Source organism: Micromonospora parva, from assembly GCF_000718515.1.
GTDB lineage: Bacteria > Actinomycetota > Actinomycetes > Mycobacteriales > Micromonosporaceae > Micromonospora > Micromonospora parva.
Genome location: NZ_JNZS01000002.1, coordinates 120243 through 137220, shown reverse-complemented (window position 1 = coordinate 137220; position 16978 = coordinate 120243). Strand labels below are relative to the sequence as shown.

18 protein-coding genes and 1 tRNA gene are annotated in these 16978 nt (G+C 71.6%); 13 read left to right on the top strand and 6 right to left on the bottom strand.

Annotated elements, in window-relative coordinates:
- The first annotated feature begins 53 nt into the window (after positions 1–53).
- The 3 genes from IF22_RS0102310 to IF22_RS0102300 all read left to right on the top strand — a co-directional run bounded on the left by IF22_RS0102310 (position 54) and on the right by IF22_RS0102300 (position 3577).
- On the top strand, positions 54–1022 hold the full coding sequence (locus IF22_RS0102310; RefSeq protein ID WP_030327863.1) for an EamA family transporter: 969 nt from the start codon (positions 54–56) through the stop codon (positions 1020–1022).
- Between the two features lie 12 nt (positions 1023–1034).
- Positions 1035–1790 carry an HAD family hydrolase gene (locus IF22_RS0102305; RefSeq protein WP_030327862.1) on the top strand — a complete coding sequence of 252 codons (756 nt, stop codon included), beginning with the start codon at positions 1035–1037 and terminating at the stop codon, positions 1788–1790.
- 98 nt (positions 1791–1888) lie between these two features.
- Positions 1889–3577 (top strand): S8 family serine peptidase, encoded by a 1689-nt coding sequence (locus IF22_RS0102300; protein ID WP_030327861.1) that lies wholly within the window; start codon positions 1889–1891, stop codon positions 3575–3577.
- A gap of 372 nt (positions 3578–3949) precedes the next feature.
- On the opposite strand, the gene IF22_RS35720 is transcribed toward IF22_RS0102300, so the two are convergent.
- Positions 3950–4555, bottom strand: coding sequence for an endonuclease domain-containing protein (locus IF22_RS35720; protein ID WP_245233489.1), 606 nt, complete (start codon positions 4553–4555; stop codon positions 3950–3952).
- Positions 4556–4843: 288 nt separating this feature from the next.
- Between IF22_RS35720 and IF22_RS35715 the strand changes: the two genes are divergently transcribed.
- Entirely contained in the window at positions 4844–4984 is a 141-nt protein-coding gene (locus tag IF22_RS35715) for a hypothetical protein (protein ID WP_245233488.1), read from the top strand.
- A 557-nt stretch (positions 4985–5541) separates the two neighbouring features.
- Here IF22_RS35715 and IF22_RS0102290 read toward each other — a convergent pair.
- Complete coding sequence (locus IF22_RS0102290) at positions 5542–6201, bottom strand: IclR family transcriptional regulator (RefSeq protein ID WP_030327859.1); 660 nt, start codon at positions 6199–6201, stop codon at positions 5542–5544.
- A gap of 315 nt (positions 6202–6516) precedes the next feature.
- Here IF22_RS0102290 and cysS point away from each other — a divergent pair, with 315 nt between their 5' ends.
- Positions 6517–7932, top strand: a complete 1416-nt coding sequence (cysS, locus tag IF22_RS0102285) for a cysteine--tRNA ligase (protein ID WP_030327858.1) — start codon at positions 6517–6519, stop codon at positions 7930–7932.
- Positions 7932–9062 carry a 23S rRNA (guanosine(2251)-2'-O)-methyltransferase RlmB gene (rlmB, locus tag IF22_RS0102280; RefSeq protein ID WP_030327857.1) on the top strand — a complete coding sequence of 377 codons (1131 nt, stop codon included), beginning with the start codon at positions 7932–7934 and terminating at the stop codon, positions 9060–9062. Before cysS ends, rlmB begins: the two co-directional genes overlap by 1 nt.
- 51 nt (positions 9063–9113) lie before the next feature.
- Here rlmB and IF22_RS33555 read toward each other — a convergent pair whose 3' ends face one another.
- Positions 9114–9713: a hypothetical protein gene (locus IF22_RS33555; protein WP_051708120.1), complete on the bottom strand. Its 600-nt coding sequence runs from the start codon at positions 9711–9713 to the stop codon at positions 9114–9116.
- Between the two features lie 169 nt (positions 9714–9882).
- Positions 9883–10974: an ABC transporter ATP-binding protein gene (locus IF22_RS0102270; RefSeq protein ID WP_030327855.1), complete on the bottom strand. Its 1092-nt coding sequence runs from the start codon at positions 10972–10974 to the stop codon at positions 9883–9885.
- Positions 10975–11314: 340 nt separating this feature from the next.
- Between IF22_RS0102270 and IF22_RS0102265 the strand changes: the two genes are divergently transcribed.
- Positions 11315–11391, top strand: a tRNA-Thr gene (locus IF22_RS0102265).
- A 159-nt stretch (positions 11392–11550) separates the two neighbouring features.
- Here the strand turns inward: IF22_RS0102265 and IF22_RS0102260 are convergent.
- Positions 11551–12207, bottom strand: a complete 657-nt coding sequence (locus tag IF22_RS0102260; RefSeq protein ID WP_245233487.1) for a type 1 glutamine amidotransferase domain-containing protein — start codon at positions 12205–12207, stop codon at positions 11551–11553.
- Between the two features lie 129 nt (positions 12208–12336).
- Between IF22_RS0102260 and IF22_RS0102255 the strand changes: the two genes are divergently transcribed.
- The 4 genes from IF22_RS0102255 (at position 12337) to IF22_RS0102240 (ending at position 14588) form a co-directional block, all read left to right on the top strand.
- Entirely contained in the window at positions 12337–12738 is a 402-nt protein-coding gene (locus tag IF22_RS0102255) for a helix-turn-helix domain-containing protein (RefSeq protein WP_030327853.1), read from the top strand.
- 35 nt (positions 12739–12773) lie between these two features.
- Positions 12774–13193, top strand: a complete 420-nt coding sequence (locus IF22_RS0102250; protein ID WP_030327852.1) for a VOC family protein — start codon at positions 12774–12776, stop codon at positions 13191–13193.
- Positions 13194–13203: 10 nt separating this feature from the next.
- Positions 13204–13875 carry a DUF998 domain-containing protein gene (locus tag IF22_RS0102245; protein ID WP_051708119.1) on the top strand — a complete coding sequence of 224 codons (672 nt, stop codon included), beginning with the start codon at positions 13204–13206 and terminating at the stop codon, positions 13873–13875.
- 68 nt (positions 13876–13943) lie between these two features.
- Positions 13944–14588 (top strand): histidine phosphatase family protein, encoded by a 645-nt coding sequence (locus tag IF22_RS0102240; RefSeq protein ID WP_030327850.1) that lies wholly within the window; start codon positions 13944–13946, stop codon positions 14586–14588.
- Here the strand turns inward: IF22_RS0102240 and IF22_RS33550 are convergent.
- A complete protein-coding gene (locus IF22_RS33550) occupies positions 14585–15157 on the bottom strand; it encodes a hypothetical protein (protein WP_156057239.1) in 573 nt (190 codons plus the stop codon). The genes IF22_RS0102240 and IF22_RS33550 overlap by 4 nt on opposite strands.
- 356 nt (positions 15158–15513) lie before the next feature.
- On the opposite strand from IF22_RS33550, the gene IF22_RS0102230 reads away from it, so the two are divergent.
- A complete protein-coding gene (locus tag IF22_RS0102230; RefSeq protein WP_030327848.1) occupies positions 15514–16287 on the top strand; it encodes an enoyl-CoA hydratase/isomerase family protein in 774 nt (257 codons plus the stop codon).
- Positions 16288–16350: 63 nt separating this feature from the next.
- Positions 16351–16941 (top strand): hypothetical protein, encoded by a 591-nt coding sequence (locus IF22_RS0102225; RefSeq protein ID WP_156057237.1) that lies wholly within the window; start codon positions 16351–16353, stop codon positions 16939–16941.
- The last annotated feature ends 37 nt before the right edge of the window (positions 16942–16978 follow it).

The following is a 16978-nucleotide window of genomic DNA, read 5'->3' as shown; positions in this document are numbered from 1 at the left end:
TCAGCACAAGGATAGTTTGCTCATGACACCACGCCGATTGCGAGGAGCGCGACATGCACTCACGACCTGCTGCCGGCGTCGGGTTGGCGCTGCTCTCCGCTGTCACCTTCGCCACCTCCGGCACCTTCGCGCGGTCGCTCATCGAGGCCGGCTGGTCAGCCGAGTCCGCGGTGATCGCCCGGGTCGGCGTGGCCGCCCTGGTGCTGGCGATCCCCGCCCTGCTGTCGCTGCGCGGCAGGTGGCACGTGCTACGGAGCAACGCCGCGGCCATCGGGTTGTTCGGGCTCCTCGGGGTGGCACTGGCCCAGGTGTGCTTCTTCAACGCCGTGCGGTACCTCCCGGTCGGTGTCGCGCTGCTGCTGGAATACCTCGGCATCATCCTCGTGGTGGTCTGGATGTGGCTGCGACACGGGCAGCCACCCCGCCGGCTCACCATCGCCGGGTCGATGGCCGCCCTGGCCGGGCTGGCATTCGTGCTCGACCTCGCCGGCACCGCGGACTTCCACCCGGTGGGCGTGCTCTGGGGCCTCGGCGCGGCATTCGGCCTGGCGGGCTACTTCGTGCTCGCCGGCCGGGTCGACCCCCGACTGCCCTCGGTCGCCATGGCCAGCGGAGGAATGGCCGTCGGCGCCGCCGTGCTGCTCCTCATCGGGCTGACCGGCCTGCTGCCGCTGCACGCCACCTTCGGCGAGGTCACCTTCGCCGGGCAAGCCACCAGCTGGTTGGTGCCGATCGCCGGGCTCTCGCTGGTCGCCGCCGTCATCGCGTACCTCGCCGGCATCGCCGGCACCCGGATCCTCGGCCCGCGACTGTCGTCGTTCGTCGGGCTGACCGAGGTGCTCTTCGCGGTGCTGATCGCCTGGCTCTTCCTGAACGAGCTGCCCACGGGGTGGCAGCTGTTCGGCGGTGCGCTGATCGTCGCCGGCGTCGCCCTGGTCCGCCTCGACGAGCTGCGGTCGCCCCCGACTGCCGCACCCGCACCGGTCACGAGCGAACCCGAGCTGGCGCTCGACGGTCGGTGAGAGAGTGGCGTCGTGCTGACGACTGTGGTGTTCGACGCTGACGAGACGCTGCTGGATTTGCGCCCCGCCGTGACCGGCGGGCTGGTGGCCGTCCTCGACGAGATGCGGCGGCGCACCCCGGCGGCGGCCGGCGTGACGCTCGCCGAACTGGAGTCCGACTGGGGTGCGGTCTTCGGCGAGCTGACGGCCGCCCCGGTGATGGAGATCCGGCGTGCCGCGCTGGCCCGGTCGCTGACCCGCGCCGCGCTGGCCGACCACCTGGACGAGTTCGCGGATCTCTTCTTCGCCCGCCGGTTCGCCCTCACCCGACCGTTCCCGGACGTGACACCGGCGCTGGCCACGCTGCGCCGCCGCTACACACTGGGCTTCGCCACCAACGGCAACAGCCGCGCCGAACGATGTGGGCTCACCGGCGAGTTCGCCTTCGAGCTGTACGCGCACGAGAACGGCCTGCCCAAGAAGCCGGCCCCGGAGTTCTACGCAGCGGTGGTCGCGGCGGCCGGTGTGCCCGCCGGGCAGATCGTGTACGTCGGTGACTCCTGGGAGCACGACGTGGTGGGGCCCCGGCGGTTCGGCCTGCGATCGGTGTGGCTGAACCGGCTTGGTCTGCCCCGCCCACCCGGTGGACCGCCGGACGCCGAGGTGTCGACGATCGCCGACCTGCCGGCCGCACTCGCAGGCCTGGCCGTCGAGTCGGACAGCGCCGACACTGTCCCGGCTGCGCGTGTCGGCGTGGCCGGTGTCGATGCTCTTGGTGGGCGTGCGTAGGCGGAGAAATTCACGACCATAACGGGCGTTCAGCTGGCGTAATCCGACCCGGTGTTGTGTGATGGCTGCCACGTCCCTCAACGAGAGGATCCGATGTGGTGAGCAAGCGCTTCACCGCCCGTACGGTCGCGACAGCGGCAGTACTGGCACTTACGGCTACGGGGTTGGGTGTGCCGGCCAACGCCGCGCCGAGCGACTCCCGCGCCTTCACCGTCGTCGCCGAGGATGGCGTCGCCGCCGACACCGCCATCGCCGCTATCAAGGCGGCTGGCGGCACTGTGGTGTCGCGGTCCGACGAGGTCGGCATGTTCCAGGTCAGCAGCGACCGGGCCGACTTCGCGGCCAGGGCGACCGCCGCGCCGACGCTGATCGGTGCCGCTGAGCAGAAGGCCATCGGCCGCAAGCCGAAGCTGGACCGCGTCGAGCAGGAGCACCTGCTGGCCGGTGCCGGTGCTCGCGCCGGTGCTGGTGCCAAGAAGGGCGCCAAGCTCGATCCGCTCGACGACAAGCTGTGGGGCCTGGAGATGATCCGGGCCGACAAGGCCCGCAAGATCGAGCCGGGCGACCGTCGGGTGACCGTCGGCGTACTGGACACCGGCGTCGACGCCAGCAACCCGGACATCGCGCCGAACTTCAACTGGTCGCTGTCGCGCAACTTCGCGCCCGACCTGACCGATGTGGACGGCCCCTGCGAGGTGCCGAGCTGCCTCGACCCGGTCGGCACCGACGACGGCGGGCACGGCACCCACGTGGCCGGCACCATCGGCGCCGCCGCCAACGGCTTCGGCCTCTCCGGCGTCGCCCCGAACGTCTCGCTGGTCGAGCTCAAGGGCGGCCAGGACTCCGGCTACTTCTTCCTCGACCCGGTGGTCAACGCGCTGATCCACGCCGGCCGGTCCGGGATCGACGTGGTCAACATGTCGTTCTACGTCGACCCGTGGCTCTACAACTGCACCGCCAACCCGGCCGACTCGCCCGAGGACCAGGCGGAGCAGCGGGCCATCATCAAGGCGATGAAGCGGGCGCTGATCTTCGCGCACAACAAGGGCGTCACCCTCGTCGGCGCGCTCGGCAACAACAACGAGGACCTGGGCGCACCGCGTACCGACGTCACGAGCCCCGACTACGGCGCTGACCCGTACCCCCGGCCGATCGACAACGAGAGCTGCTGGGACCTGCCCACCGAAGGCCCGCACGTGATCGGTGTGTCGTCGGTTGGCCCGTCCGGCAAGAAGTCGGACTTCTCCAACTACGGCACCGAGCAGATCTCCGTCGCCGCGCCGGGCGGTTGGTTCCGGGACGGCTTCGGCACCGACACCTTCCGTACCGACGCCAACATGATCCTGTCGACGTACCCGAAGCACGTGCTTCAGGAGGAGGGGTCGGTCGACGCCGACGGCAACATCGTCGCCGGATTCGAAAACTCGGTCTTCAAGCAGTGCAAGGCCAACGGTGAGTGCGGCTACTACACGTACCTCCAGGGCACCTCGATGGCGTCCCCGCACGCCGCCGGCGTCGCCGCGCTGATCGTCAGCCGGCACGGCAAGGCGCAGGGTCGGACCGGCTTCGGGATGTCGCCGGACCAGGTCGAACAGCACCTCTACCGCACGGCCGCCGAGCACGCCTGCCCGGAGCCGCGCCTGCAGCAGTACCGCAACGAAGGCCGGGACGAGACCTACGACGCGTACTGCGCCGGCGGGGTCAACTTCAACGGCTTCTACGGCTACGGGATCGTCGATGCCTACGCGGCGGTGAAGACCCCGCTCAAGCCGAACGCGCGCCCGTAGCGCACATCGCACTGCCAGGTGGCCCAACCGCCACCACGCCCCGGGGCCCGGCCGACGCCTGTCGACCGGGCCCTGTGGTGTCCGGGCCTGGTCCGTCGTCCCGGGCCTGGTCTGTCGTCTCGGGGCTGGTCTGTCGTCCCGGGGCTGGTCTGTCGTCCCGGGCCTGGTCTGTCGTCTCGGGGCTGGTCTGTCGTCTCGGGCTCGGGCCGTCGTCCCGGGGCTGGTCTGTCGTCTCGGCGTGGGGCGTCGTCCCGGGCTCGCCTGCCGGGGCGCGCCTACCTGGCCTCGGTCATGATCGACTCGGGATTCTTGAAGGCGCGGTGTCGGAGCCTGAGGGAGGGCGCGGTTTCCGGAAACCCGAGATGATCCTGGTCATCTGGATGATGCCGGTCGCCATCCGCGGCTGACCAGCGCGTCGCGCACCTCTCGGAGGACCGCCGGAAAATCGCCGTACAGCCGTCGACTGGTCACGTGCAGGACCAGCCAACCCGCGGCGACCAGCTGATTGAGTCGGCGGCGGTCGCGGTGCAACTGCTCCGCGTCGGAATGCCACGTCCCGTCGTACTCGACCGCCACCCGATACTGCGGCCAGGCCAGATCGGGGTGCAGGACAACCCCGACGGGCAGACGTATCGGATGTTGAACCGCCGGACGCGGTAGCCCGCCCAGCACCAGCCGCACGCGAAGGTGCGACTCCGGCGGAGACTCGGCTCCACCGTCGGCCAGGTCGAAGACCCAGCGTGCCCGTCGTCCACCGGGCCGATCGGCATTGCGGGCAGCGATGGCGTCCAAGGTGTCGCGCCCGGTCAGACCCTGCCCGAGCAACGAGTCGACGATGGCGACCGCCCGGACGGGGTCGAGCCAGACAGCCGTCTCCCAGGCGGCCCGCCCGGGGTCGGACCGGCGGATCGGCAGATCGCGCTCGCTGGACCTGAGCGGGCTGGCCGCCGACCACCCATCGCCCGCGCTCGCCGTCATGACACCCCCTGCGCGGGCGGACACTGCGGCCTGGCGGGACAGCAGCGGTGCTGGCCGTGGCGACATTCGGCCGACAGGTGGTCGCCCTGCTCCCGTCGGTCGCGTCGCATCACGTGGACGTCCAGCGCCCGACGGACGCCCCGCATCTGGCGGTTGCCCCGCGCCTGACGGTCGCCCCGGGTCGGGCGTTGGCCCCGCGCCTGACGGTCGTCCCGGGTCGGGCGTTGGCCCCACGCCTGACGGTCGTCTCGGGTCGGGCGGTGCCACGAGCGGGGTGATGGTGTTGACGTGCACGCTGAGACCACGCTGTGGACCGACCCGCAGCGATCGGGGCACGAGGACGTGCACGTCGTCGGTGAAGCTCGCGGCGTGGTGGACGCCGTGCAGGTAGGCGGCCGACGGACCGCCGACCACCACTGCCTGCGGTAGGCGGAGGAGGGCGGCGCGACACGCCAGGGCGTGGTCGCGGTCCAGCCGTGCGTCGGCGTAGATGTCGTGGCGCAACCGCACCCAGGCGGAGTTGCGCAGCTGATGTTCGGTGAGCAGGCCTTCCCGGACAGCGTCGGAGCCGCGGAAGACCTGCCAGGTCAGGGCATCGGGGCGATGCGGACGTGGTGGCATACCGAGCAGACTGCCGACCACCGAGCGGCCCTCGAAACCCCTGTGGACAACCCGGCCTGCACCTGCCGCCGGACCTGTGGACAACGGCGACTCCGCCTGCCGATCGTGCTATGAGAACCGGCCATATCCGCCGACCGAGGAGTCACCGGCCATGTCCGCCGACCGAGGAGTCACCGGCCATGTCCATCGACTGAGGAGTCACCGACCGGATCCCACCGACCGATGAGGCACCCGGGGCCGCTGATGGGCGACGATCCACTCGCGTTCCTGAAAGTCGGGCGGTCGTTGGCCATGGGATACCGCGACTTCCGTGAACCCGAGTCGATCACGCCCGAGGCCGGGCGATCCTGGCCGGCGAGCCGGGGTCAGCTGAGGGCGGTGGTGATGGCTCGGGCGGCGGCCAGCACCTGGGGGCCGATCGTGTCGACGTCCAGCGGGGCGAGCGCGACCACGCCGACGCTGGCCTCCAGCCCGGGTACGTCGAGCACCGGTGCGGCCACCCCGTACGCCCCGGCCTGCAACTCTCCGCTGCTGCTGACCGCCTCTGCCACCCCGGCTCGCCCGGCCAGGATCGCCCGGCCCGCCGCTCCCCGGTCCAGTGGATGCCGCGCCCCGGCCCGGTACGCGACGTGGAACGACGTCCAGCTCGGCTCCACCACGGCCAGGGCGACACCCTCTCCACCTTCGACGACGGTCAGGTGGGCGGTGGCGCCGGCCTGCTCGGCGAGGCGACGCAGCGCGGGCAGCGCACCCTCGGCGAGCAGCGGCTGGGCCCGCCGGGCCAGGTGCAACAACCCGGCCCCCAGGCGCAGCCGACCCTCATCGTCGCGGCGCAGCATGCCGTGCCCGGTCAACGCACTGACCAGCCGGTAGACGGCTGCCCGGCCGATGCCGAGCCGATTCGCGGCCTCGGTGACGGTCAGACCGCCAGGAGCGTCGGCGACCAGGTGCAGCAGCCGCAACCCCCGGTCCAGCGTCTGCGACGTCTCCCCGCCCCGCCCGGCAACCCCGTCGGCCCGCCCCAGGCCCGCGCCGGACGGCGGGGCAACAGCGTCGGCCCGCCCCGCGCCCGCATCGGCCCGCCCCGGGCCGGTGGGAGGCGGCCCCGCGCCCGCGTCGGCCCGCCCCGGGCCCGCGCCGGCCCGCCTTGCGCCGGTGGGGGGCGGCCCCGCAGCCGCGTCGGGTCGCCTCGCGTCGGCGTCAGCCGAATCGGGGGCGGGGGCGGTGGGGTTGGCTGGCAGGTCACCGGAGCCACCGGAGCGTGCGGTCGCATCCACGCCTGGCAGCGTACGACCCGGCACCGGCCGACTCGGACAGGCGCGGACAGCTACCCTTGTACGGTGACGCTACGCCTGTATGACACTGCCACCCGATCGGTGCGGGACTTCGTCCCGCGGGAAGCCGGCAAGGTGGGGGTTTACCTGTGTGGTCTCACCCTTCAGGCTCCGCCGCACATCGGTCACCTTCGTTCCGGGGTCAACTATGACGTGCTGCGTCGTTGGTTGATGGCCGCCGGCTACGAGGTCACCTTCATTCGCAATCTGACCGACATCGACGACAAGATTCTGGTCAAGGCGGGCGAGCAGGGGCGTCCGTTCTGGTCGATCGCGTACGCCAACGAGTTGCTGCTCGCCCAGTCGTACCGGTCGTTGAACGTGCTGCCGCCCACCTATGAGCCGCGCGCCACCGGGCACATCCCCGAGATGCACGAGCTGATCACGAAGTTGATCGCCGACGGGCATGCGTACCCGGCGAGTGACGGCTCGGGCGACGTCTACTTCGACGTGGCGTCCTGGCCGGCGTACGGGTCGCTGTCGGGTCAGTCTCCGGACGCCATGCAGTCCGCCGGGGACGCCCCGGATCGGGGCAAGCGGGATCCGCGCGACTTCGCGCTGTGGAAGGGCGCCAAACCGGACGAGCCGGCGGACGCCTACTGGCCGTCGCCGTGGGGGTTGGGCCGTCCGGGTTGGCACATCGAGTGCTCGGCGATGTGCTGGCGCTATCTCGGCCCGGAGTTCGACATTCACGGCGGTGGCCTGGATCTGACGTTCCCGCACCACGAGAACGAGATCGCCCAGTCCAAGGCGGCCGGGTTGCCGTTCGCCCGGTACTGGGTGCACCACGGGCTGTTGAGCATCGGCGGGGCCAAGATGGGCAAGTCCGCTGGTAACGCGTTGGGCCTGGCGTACGTGGACTCGCTCGGGGTGCGGCCGGTGGAGCTGCGCTACTACTACGCCGCCGCGCACTACCGCTCGGTGATCGACTACTCGGAGGATTCGCTGCGGGACGCGGCCACCGCGTACCGACGGATCGAGGGTTTCGTGCAGCGGGCCGCCGAGCGGGTCGGTGCCGGGCAGCTCGGTGAGCTGCCGGCGGGCTTCGTCGCGGCGATGAACGACGACCTCAACACGTCCGCCGCGCTGGCCGTGCTGCAACAGCACATTCGGGACGGCAACACCGCCCTGAGCGCCAGCGACGATGTGACCGTCCGCACCACGCTGGCCGTGGTGCGGGCAATGCTGGATATCCTCGGGATCGACCCTCTCGACCCGGCCTGGACCGGCGGCGGCCCATCGGACGATCTTCGTGCGGTGGTGGACTCCCTGATCGCGCTGGCCCTGGAGCAGCGTGCGCAGGCGCGGGGCCGCAAGGACTGGGCCGCCGCGGACGCGGTGCGTGACCAGCTCAAGCTGGCCGGCGTGGTGGTCGAGGACACCCCCCAGGGCCCCCGTTGGACTATTGGAGAGCAGGACTGATGGCCGGCAACTCGCAGCGCCGTGGCCGGCGACTGACGTCGAAGGCGACCGCCCCCAAGGGCTCTGGTGGCAAGAACAAGGACTCGTTGGCCGGCCGGGGTCGCACCCTGCCCGCTGACGAGCGACCGTGGCACAAGGGCTACTCGGGCACCGAGAAGCTGCCCCAGCGCACCGCCTGGAAGCAGGACAAGGAGCGCCGCGCGGCAGCCGAGGAGGGGCGAGCCCCCAAGATCGGGCAGCCCGGAAGCAAGGACACCACCTGGGGCCGGGGCGGCGGTCGGGGGGTGCCGGCCGGTCGGGGTGCCACCGGCGGGCGGGGCGGCAAGCCCACCGGGCGGTCCGGCCCCCGGGTGACGCCGGGGCGCAAGTCCAACCCGTCCAAGGACACCCCTGAGCTGCTGGTCGGGCGTAACCCGGTGCTGGAGGCGCTGCGCGCCAACGTGCCGGCGACGGCGCTCTACACCGCCCAGGGCATCGACATGGACGACCGGGTCAACGAGATCATCCGGACCGCCGCCGACCGGGGCATCGCCAACCTGGAGATCAGCCGCGCCGAGCTGGACCGGATGACCGGCGGGGTGCTGCACCAGGGCGTCGGTCTGCAGGTGCCGCCCTTCGCGTACCAGCCGTTCGAGGACATGGTCGCCGCCGCCCTTGAGCAGCAGGCTCCGCTGCTGGTCGCGCTGGACGGTGTCACCGACCCGCGCAACCTGGGCGCCGTGATCCGGTCGGCTGCCGCGTTCGGCGCGCAGGGTGTCTTCGTACCCGAGCGTCGTGCCGCCGGGATCACCGCGACCGCCTGGCGGACCAGTGCCGGCGCGGCCGCGCGGGTTCCCGTGGCGCAGGTGACCAACCTGACCCGGTCGCTGAAGGCGTGCCGCGACGCCGGCTTCATGGTTGTCGGCCTGGACGCCGACGGCGACACCGACCTCTACAACCTGGAGGCCGCTGTCGGCCCGCTGGTGGTGGTTGTCGGTTCCGAGGGGCGCGGCCTGTCCCGCCTGGTCGGGGAGACCTGCGACCTGACCGTCAGCATCCCGATGATCTCCGAGGTCGAGTCGCTCAACGCCAGCGTGGCGGCGGCGGTCGCCCTGGCCGAGGTCGCCCGTCGGCGCTCCGTCGAGATGTAGCGCACGTCCACGAAGGCCCCTTTCCGCCGCGCGCGGGAGGGGCCTTCGTGCTCAGATCTGCCGGGTCCACGCGACGAAGAGCAGCGCCCCGGCAAACGCCATCAGCAGCACTGTCGGGAGCAACCAGAGCGGGCCGCGCTCGCCCTCCAGGCGTCGGGTCAGCCGCTGGTGCACGGCGGCGATGCCGATCAGGGCGGCCAGCCCGGCGGCGGCCATCGGCAGGCCGACCAGGAAGTGCGCCAACCAGGCGCCGGCCCGGGTCGGACCACCCCAGGAGTTGTCGTACGGCCCCGGGTCCACCAGGCCGTACAGCACACCCCGCAGCACCATCAGCAGCTGCACGCCGAGTGGCAGCAGGGCAACGGCACCCACCAGCAGGCTGAGCAGCGCGTGGCCGAGCACCGCGACGGTGCCGGGCCGCCGGCCGGGCACGGCCGTCGGTGGCATCCCGAGCAGTCCGGTACGCAGGGCTCGCCAGCGTGTGACGGCGGCGTCGGCTCCGCCCAACGGGGCGGTCACCAACGTGAGGACGGCGACCGGGATCAGCGTCGCGCAGTAGGCGAGGCTCCGGCCGGCCAGGCGAACCACCTGGTACGGCCGGCAGCGGGCGGTCGGCTGGTGGGCAGCGGGTCGGGCGAGATCGGTCGGCACGGCACGTCCTCCGGTTCGGGGTTGCCGTGACGGTAGGGGAACGGCCAGCCGTGCCGAGTCACCCCGAAGAGCCACCTGCGCGCTGGCTCCCGGGGGTGAGGCGCCACCGCCGGTACGACGAAAGGGGCGGCCCGCCGAAGCGGACCGCCCCTTCCGGTACGGCGTTACGTCAGATCCGGCTGCCGGTGGCGGCGTGGAAGACGTGGCTGCGACCGGCGACCGGCTTGACGAACACGGTGTCACCCATGTTCGGCATGTTGCGCCGGTCGGTGCGGACGACGAAGCGCTCCGAGTTGCCACCCAGCGCGGCGTGGCCGTAGACGTTGGCGTCCGAACCGAGGTCCTCGACCAGCTCGACCACGACCGGCATGCCGCCCTCGGTCGGGCTGACCAGCTCGCAGTCCTCCGGGCGGAAGCCCACGGTGACCTTGCCGTCGCCACCCTCGGCGCGGGCCGCCTCAACCTGCTCCCGGGTCAGCGGGATGTTCAGCTCGGCGAACTCGGCGCCCCGCTCGTTCAGCGGAACGGTCTTGATGTTCATGGCGGGAGAGCCCATGAAGCCGGCGACGAACACGTTGGCCGGGGTGTCGTAGAGCGCCCGCGGGGTGTCCACCTGCTGCAGGACACCGTCGAGCAGCACCGCGACCCGGTGACCCATGGTCATGGCCTCGACCTGGTCGTGCGTGACGTAGACGGTGGTGACGCCCAGCTTGGCCTGCAGGGACGCGATCTGGGTACGGGTCTGCACCCGGAGCTTGGCGTCGAGGTTCGACAGCGGCTCGTCCATGAGGAAGACCTGCGGCTCGCGGACGATCGCCCGGCCCATCGCGACGCGCTGGCGCTGACCACCGGAGAGCGCCTTCGGCTTACGGCTGAGGTACTCCTCCAACTGGAGCAGCCCGGCCGCCTCCTTGACCCGCCGGTCGATCTCCGACTTGGAGGTCTTGCGCAGCTTCAGCGCGAACGCCATGTTCTCGTACACCGTCATGTGCGGGTAGAGGGCGTAGTTCTGGAAGACCATCGCGATGTCGCGGGCCTTCGGGGGGAGGTGGGTGACGTCACGCTGGTCGATGTAGATCGAACCGGCGTCCACGTCCTCCAGGCCGGCGAGCATCCGCAGGCTGGTGGACTTACCGCAACCGGAGGGACCGACCAGGACGAGGAACTCCCCGTCGCCGATCTCGAGGTTCAGCTCGTTGACGGCGGGACGCTCTTGGCCCGGGTAGATCCGGGACGCCTTGGAATAGGTGACCGTAGCCATGGTGAAGCGCTTCCTTTCACCGGCAGGAACGTGCCGGACGATCCGAGTGAAGGAGCAACCGGCACGTGTCCGTGCCGGTCAACGGACGGCGGCCCGGTCGCGGGGGCGCCCGGTCGTCGTCCGTGTGAGTGAACCGTAAACGCGTTTACCCGTGCTGCCAAGGCGGGGGGCCGCCGAGCCCACCAGGCGGGCTACGCATTCCGGTCACTCGGGCACGGTCAGACATCAATCGACGCCACGGCGAACCGGTGTGCGTCGGGTTGTTGACGATTCCCGTGGTCGGGAGGCCTCGCGATCGGGATATCCGGACGTCAGTCGCTATGCTGACCTCGACGCACGCGCCCCTGTAGCTCAGCTGGCCAGAGCACTCGCCTTGTAAGCGAGATGTCGCCGGTTCGATCCCGGCCGGGGGCTCCAATTCCATCAGGCATTTCCCGATGGGCACTGCCACGAGTCGACCAGTTGACAGCAGCGGCACTCACGACAGTTTCCCGTCGAGCTTGCCGCGGGCCTTCCCGCTGCCGCCCGAGCTGCGTGCCACTGGCCCGCCAGACGACTACCGGATCCGACCGGCGCTCAGGCGAGCAGCTTCACCACGGCCGCGGCCACGGCGCGGGCGGACTGTGGGTTCTGACCGGTCACCAGGCGGCCGTCGACCACCGCGTGCTCGGTGAAGTCCGGTGCCGGTACGTGCTGCGCGCCAGCCTCGGTGAGCTTGTCGGCGAGAAGGAAAGGCACCTCGTCGGTGAGGCCGACGGAGGCCTCCTCGCTGTTGGTGAAGCCGGCCACCCGCTTGCCGGCGAGCAGCCGGGAGCCGTCGGTGAGGGTCAGGTTCACCAGCGCCGCCGGACCGTGGCAGACGGCCGCCACCACGCCGCCGCGCTCGTAGACCGAGCGGGCGATGCGGGCCAGGTCGGGGTCGTCGGGGAAGTCCCACATGGTGCCGTGACCGCCGGCGAAGAGGATCACGTCGTACCCCGCCGGGTCGACGTCGGCGGCCCTCGGGGTGTCCGCGACGCCGGCGGTGGCGAGGAAGTCGTTCTGGGTGCTGTCGTTCTCGTCCCGGCCGTCTACCGGCGGCTCGCCGCCGGCCACGGACACCAGGTCGACGTCGTAGCCGGCGGCCCGGAACACTTCCCACGGCTCGGCGGCCTCGCCGACGTAGTAGCCGGTCGAACGGCCGGTGCGGCCCAGCTCGGAGTGACTGGTCAGGGCGATGAGTGCACGAGTCATGCCCTCCATGCTGGCGTGGCCGGTCCGTCCCGGCCATAGGCCGATGTCACAACGGAGACGGGTTTGAACGCCGGCTCACCGGGTCGGCGGTAGCCTGGGCCCGGCAACGGGCGAGCGAGGCGGGGGCCGATGAGTCGCGCGGTGGAGGAGTCGAACCGGGCGATGCTGCGCGCCCGGGACGCGATGGACCGGGCGTACGCCGAGCCCCTGGACATCCCGGCGTTGGCCCGGATCGCGCTCGTATCCGAGGCGCACTTCATCCGTACCTTCCGGGCCACCTTCGGCGAGACTCCGCACCGCTACCTGCAACGCCGCCGGGTGGAGCGGGCGATGGCGTTGTTGGTGGAGACCGACCGGGACGTGACGGATATTTGTTACGCCGTCGGCTTCGGCAGCCTCGGCACGTTCAGCCGGACGTTCCGGCAGATCGTCGGCGAGTCGCCCACGGATTTCCGGCGTCAGCGCGTCGCGCCGGCCAACGTGCCGTCGTGCTTCACCAAAGCCTGGACCCGACCCAGCAGTTTTGGATAAGCCGCAGGTCACGCCCAACCTCTAGCGTCATGGGCATGACGATGAACGCGATCAGCCGCTCCCAGATCTACGTCCTCGACCAGGACGCCGCGCTTGACTTCTACGTCAACAAACTCGGCATGGAGGTCAACACCGACCAGGACCTCGGTTTCATGCGGTGGTTGACCGTCAACCTGCCCGGCGACCCGGAGCGGGAGATCCTGCTGGAGAAGCCGGGGCCGCCCGCGCTGGACCCGGCCACCGCCGAGCAGGTCCGCGAGCTGCTCACCAAGGGTGCCCTCGGCGGGTACCTCTTCATGACCACCGACGACGCCCGCAAGACGCACGAGGATCTGGTGGCGAAGGGCGTCGAGATCACCGACGAGCCGACCGAGCGTCCGTACGGGATCGACTTCGGCATCCGGGACCCGTTCGGAAACAAGATCCGCATCGGCCAGATGTTCCCGCGGGCGTAGGGGGCGGACGATGAGTCAGGCCGCGTCTCTTCCACTGGTCCGGCCGGCGGCTGTCGGTCGGGACCGCGCACTGCTGATCGGCGGGGTGCTCGCCGGCCCGATCTTCGCCGGCTCGGCGATCGCGCAGGCGTCGACCCGGGACGGCTTCGACTTTCGCCGGCACCCGGTCAGCGTGCTGAGCACCGGCGAGCTGGGCTGGATCCAGATCGTCACGTTCCTGGTCAGCGGAGTGCTCTGCGTGCTGGCCGCCGGGGCGCTGCGCCGCCGTGCCGGCGACGGTGACCGGTCGGTCTGGCTGCCCCGACTGCTCGCGCTGTACGGCCTGGGCCTGGTCGGGGCGGCGATCTTCAGCGCCGATCCGGCCGACGGGTTCCCGGTCGGTACGCCTCGGGGTGCCGGTGAGATCAGTTGGCACGGGGGTCTGCACTTCCTGGTGGCGGCGGTCGCCTTCGGGTCGCTGATCGCGGCGACGGTGCTGGCGGCCCGTCGGGCCGCACGGCACGGGGCGCGCGGTCGGGCCGCGTACAGCCTGGTGACCGGGGTGTTCTTCGCGGTGGCCTGGGTGACGCTGATCGTCCGGCCGGCACCGGCAGTAATGGTGGCGTTCGGCTTGGCGGTGTCGGCCGGTTGGCTGTGGGTGTCGGTCACCTTCGCGCGAGCGGCATCCGGTCGGACCGACTGAGCCGACGTGTGCGGGGCCGGGAGGCACGGGGTCGCGACCGTGCCTCCCGGTGTGTTGAGGTGTCAGCCATGGCGACGCGACTGCTGTACCTGACCAGACACGCCGAGCAGGACCTGTCCGAGCTGAACGGCTCAACCGCCGAGGAGCCCGACACCGGCCTGTCCGAGCGCGGTCGGCAGCAGGCCACCCTGCTCGGCGAACGCCTGCGCGGCCGCCGGTTCGCCGCCGTCCACCACGGGCCGCTGCGCCGGGCCGCGCAGACCGCCGCGCTGATCGCCACGTCACTGCCCGATGTTCCGGTGTACGAGACGGAGCTGGCCGGTGACCACCTTCCACACGACACGGACCCGACCGACCTGCCGCCCGCGTACGCGACATTCCTGGCCCAGTTCTCGGCGGCCCAGCGGGTCGACGGGCCGCAGGTGACGGCGGCGGCCGTGCGGCGGTTCGCCGGTCCGGCCACCGGGGCGACAGCCGGTGACGAGCCGGTCCGCGAGCTGGTCGTGACGCACACCTTCCTGATCGGCTGGCTGGTACGGCACGCCCTCGACGCGCCGGAGCAGCGGTGGCTGGGCTTGAACTCGCACAACGCGGGTTTGACCGTGATCCGGTACAGCCCCTCCGGCCCGCCGAACCTGATCGCCGTCAACGACGTCGCCCACCTTCCGGCGGAGTTGCGGGGCACCGGCCTGCCCCCGGACTACCTGGTCTAGGTGCCGGTGGCCCGCAGCAGCAGCTTGACCAGGGCCTGCGTAGCCGGCGGCGGGGGCCCCTCGGCCGGGCAGTCGGCGTACCCGGTTTCGGTGCTGCCCACGGTGAGGCGGTAGTGCATCACGTCCGCGCAGTTGGTAGCGGTGGTCGGTTGCCCCGCCTCGGCGGCGAGCCGGGGGTCGGCGGCCAGAGCCGTCAGGCTGCCCAGGTCGGCGGGGCTGAGCCGACCGGTGCGCCGGCTGCCGGCCCGGTCCACAGCGGTCCACCGACCGTCCGGCTCGACGGTCACGACGTCGCCGCGGCCCGCGAAGCCGCCCGAACTCCGCAGCGTCACCTGGGCGGCTGCGGCACCGGCGGCCGTGGGGGTGGAGCCGGGCGTTGAGGTGCCGGCGGTCGGGACGGTGGCCGTCGGGGCGGGGGTGTTCGGAGGAGGATTTCCGGCGGTGCCGGCCCGGTCGGTGCTGGTGCACCCGGCCAGCAGGGTGACCAGTAGCGCGACTGTGGCGCCGGTTGTCGAGGTGGCTCTCATCCCCGTCGGACGCGCGGCCCGCAGCGTCGGTTCCCATGTCACGGGCCTCCCCCGAACGGGCGCCGTCGATATCCGAGCCGCACGGTGGTCCTCGGCCCGTGCCTCGCTCGGTTTCCGGCAATCTTGGACAGTTTCCGTTACGCGCCAACGGAAACTGTCCAAGATTGCCCAGCACCACGCGTGCGGCGGGCCAGCCTGGCCGATCGGTCGCGGGTCGGCGCGGTTATGGTCGCCGGGGTTGGTGTGCGGCGTCGGGGTGCTTCGGCGTGCGGCGTCGGGCGTCGCGGCGACCGGGCGACCGGGCGTGCGGCGTCGGGGCGACCGGGCCTGCGGCGTCGCGGCCAGGTCGGCGTCGCGGGTCGGTTGGCGTCGTCGCGCACTGTGGCGCGGATGAGGAGGTGGGCGTGTCGGATGCGGAGTTGACAGTCGAGGTGACCGGACCGGTCGCGACAGTGGTGATCCACAACCCGGCTCGGCGCAACGCGATGACCGCGGCCATGTGGCGTCAGCTCCCCGAACTGCTCGACCGGCTGGAGCCCGACCCCGACGTACGGGCGTTGGTGCTCACCGGTGCCGGTGACGCCTTCTGCGCCGGTGCCGACCTCGGTGATCTGGCCGAACTGTTGGACGCCGGTGACACCAGCATCGCGGTGGCCGCCGAGGAACGGCTGGCCCGATTCGCCAAGCCGACGGTCGCGGCCGTCCGGGGCGCCTGCGTCGGGGGTGGGGCACAGCTGGCGGTCGCCTGCGACCTGCGGATCGCCGCTGACGACGCCCGGTTCGGCGTACCGCCGGCCCGGCTCGGGCTGGTCTATCCGGCGCCGACGACGCGCCGGCTGGCCCGGCTGATCGGTCCGTCCGCCGCCAAGCATCTGCTGTTCACCGCCGAGCTGATCGACGCCGAGCGGGCGCTGCGGATCGGCCTGGTCGACGAGGTGCTGCCGGCCGACCGACTCGCCGCGCGGGTGGACGAGCTGACCGCCACCATCGCCCAGCGTTCACCGGTGAGCATCGCCGCCGCCAAGGAGATCATCGACGATCGGGCCGAACCCGCGCGGATCGCCTGGTGGCACCGGAAGGTGACGACCACGGGCGAGGCCAGGGAGGGTGTCGCGGCCGTCGCCGAACGCCGTATGCCCCGCTTCGCCTGGCGACCACCGACCGGCGACTGACCGCGTTTCAGCTTCCCGCGTCGATGGGTAGTCCCCGCTCCACACGGTGATCGGGGGGCCACTATGGACACACCGGCGACGCCACCGGAGCGCACCGGACGGGGAAGACGTCGAACTGGTCCGGTTCTCGCCGTCGTGCTGCTGGTCGTGGTGGTCGGCGGGCTGGTGATCGGCAGCGCGGTGGGCGGTGCGGACACCGGCATCTTCGACGGCGACCCGCCGCGCTGGGCGAGCACCTTCGGCGCGGCCCTGTGTCTGCTCGGCCTGGGCGTCGAGATCGTGGCAATCGTGTGGGCCGTACGCACCGGCCGGTATCGCGCCAACCGTCGACAGTCACCGCTGACGACGCTCAGTTGGTCGCGCCGCCGACGGTTGGGGCGGCAGGTTCGGCGCGGCACACCCGAGCCCGGCGAGGACCCGGCCCTCCTCGTGGAGACGGCCCGTCAGGCCATCGCCCAACGTTGGTTCGTGCTGGTCATCGCCGGGTTGGCGATGACGGGTGCCGGTCAGGCGTTCCTGGGGTTCGCGCCGTTCCACGTGGTGATCGGTGGGCTGCTGGTGGTGATCTGGGCCGTCCTGATCGTGCTGGTCCTTCGGGCTGCCCGCCAGGGGGAGGCGTTCCTGCGGGCCCACCCGGATCTCGGCGGGCGATAGCCGAAGCCCGCGTCCAATCATCGCGATACCTCGATCC

Excerpts from the sequence above, each read along its gene's own strand:
- IF22_RS0102310 (WP_030327863.1), top strand. The coding sequence starts at position 54 with ATGCACTCACGACCTGCTGCCGGCGTCGGGTTGGCGCTGCTCTCCGCT.
- IF22_RS35720 (WP_245233489.1), bottom strand. The coding sequence starts at position 4,555 with ATGACGGCGAGCGCGGGCGATGGGTGGTCGGCGGCCAGCCCGCTCAGG.
- rlmB (WP_030327857.1), top strand. The coding sequence starts at position 7,932 with ATGGCCGGCAACTCGCAGCGCCGTGGCCGGCGACTGACGTCGAAGGCG.
- IF22_RS0102270 (WP_030327855.1), bottom strand. The coding sequence starts at position 10,974 with ATGGCTACGGTCACCTATTCCAAGGCGTCCCGGATCTACCCGGGCCAA.
- IF22_RS0102260 (WP_245233487.1), bottom strand. The coding sequence starts at position 12,207 with ATGACTCGTGCACTCATCGCCCTGACCAGTCACTCCGAGCTGGGCCGC.
- IF22_RS0102255 (WP_030327853.1), top strand. The coding sequence starts at position 12,337 with ATGAGTCGCGCGGTGGAGGAGTCGAACCGGGCGATGCTGCGCGCCCGG.
- IF22_RS0102250 (WP_030327852.1), top strand. The coding sequence starts at position 12,774 with ATGACGATGAACGCGATCAGCCGCTCCCAGATCTACGTCCTCGACCAG.
- IF22_RS0102245 (WP_051708119.1), top strand. The coding sequence starts at position 13,204 with ATGAGTCAGGCCGCGTCTCTTCCACTGGTCCGGCCGGCGGCTGTCGGT.
- IF22_RS0102240 (WP_030327850.1), top strand. The coding sequence starts at position 13,944 with ATGGCGACGCGACTGCTGTACCTGACCAGACACGCCGAGCAGGACCTG.
- IF22_RS0102225 (WP_156057237.1), top strand. The coding sequence starts at position 16,351 with ATGGACACACCGGCGACGCCACCGGAGCGCACCGGACGGGGAAGACGT.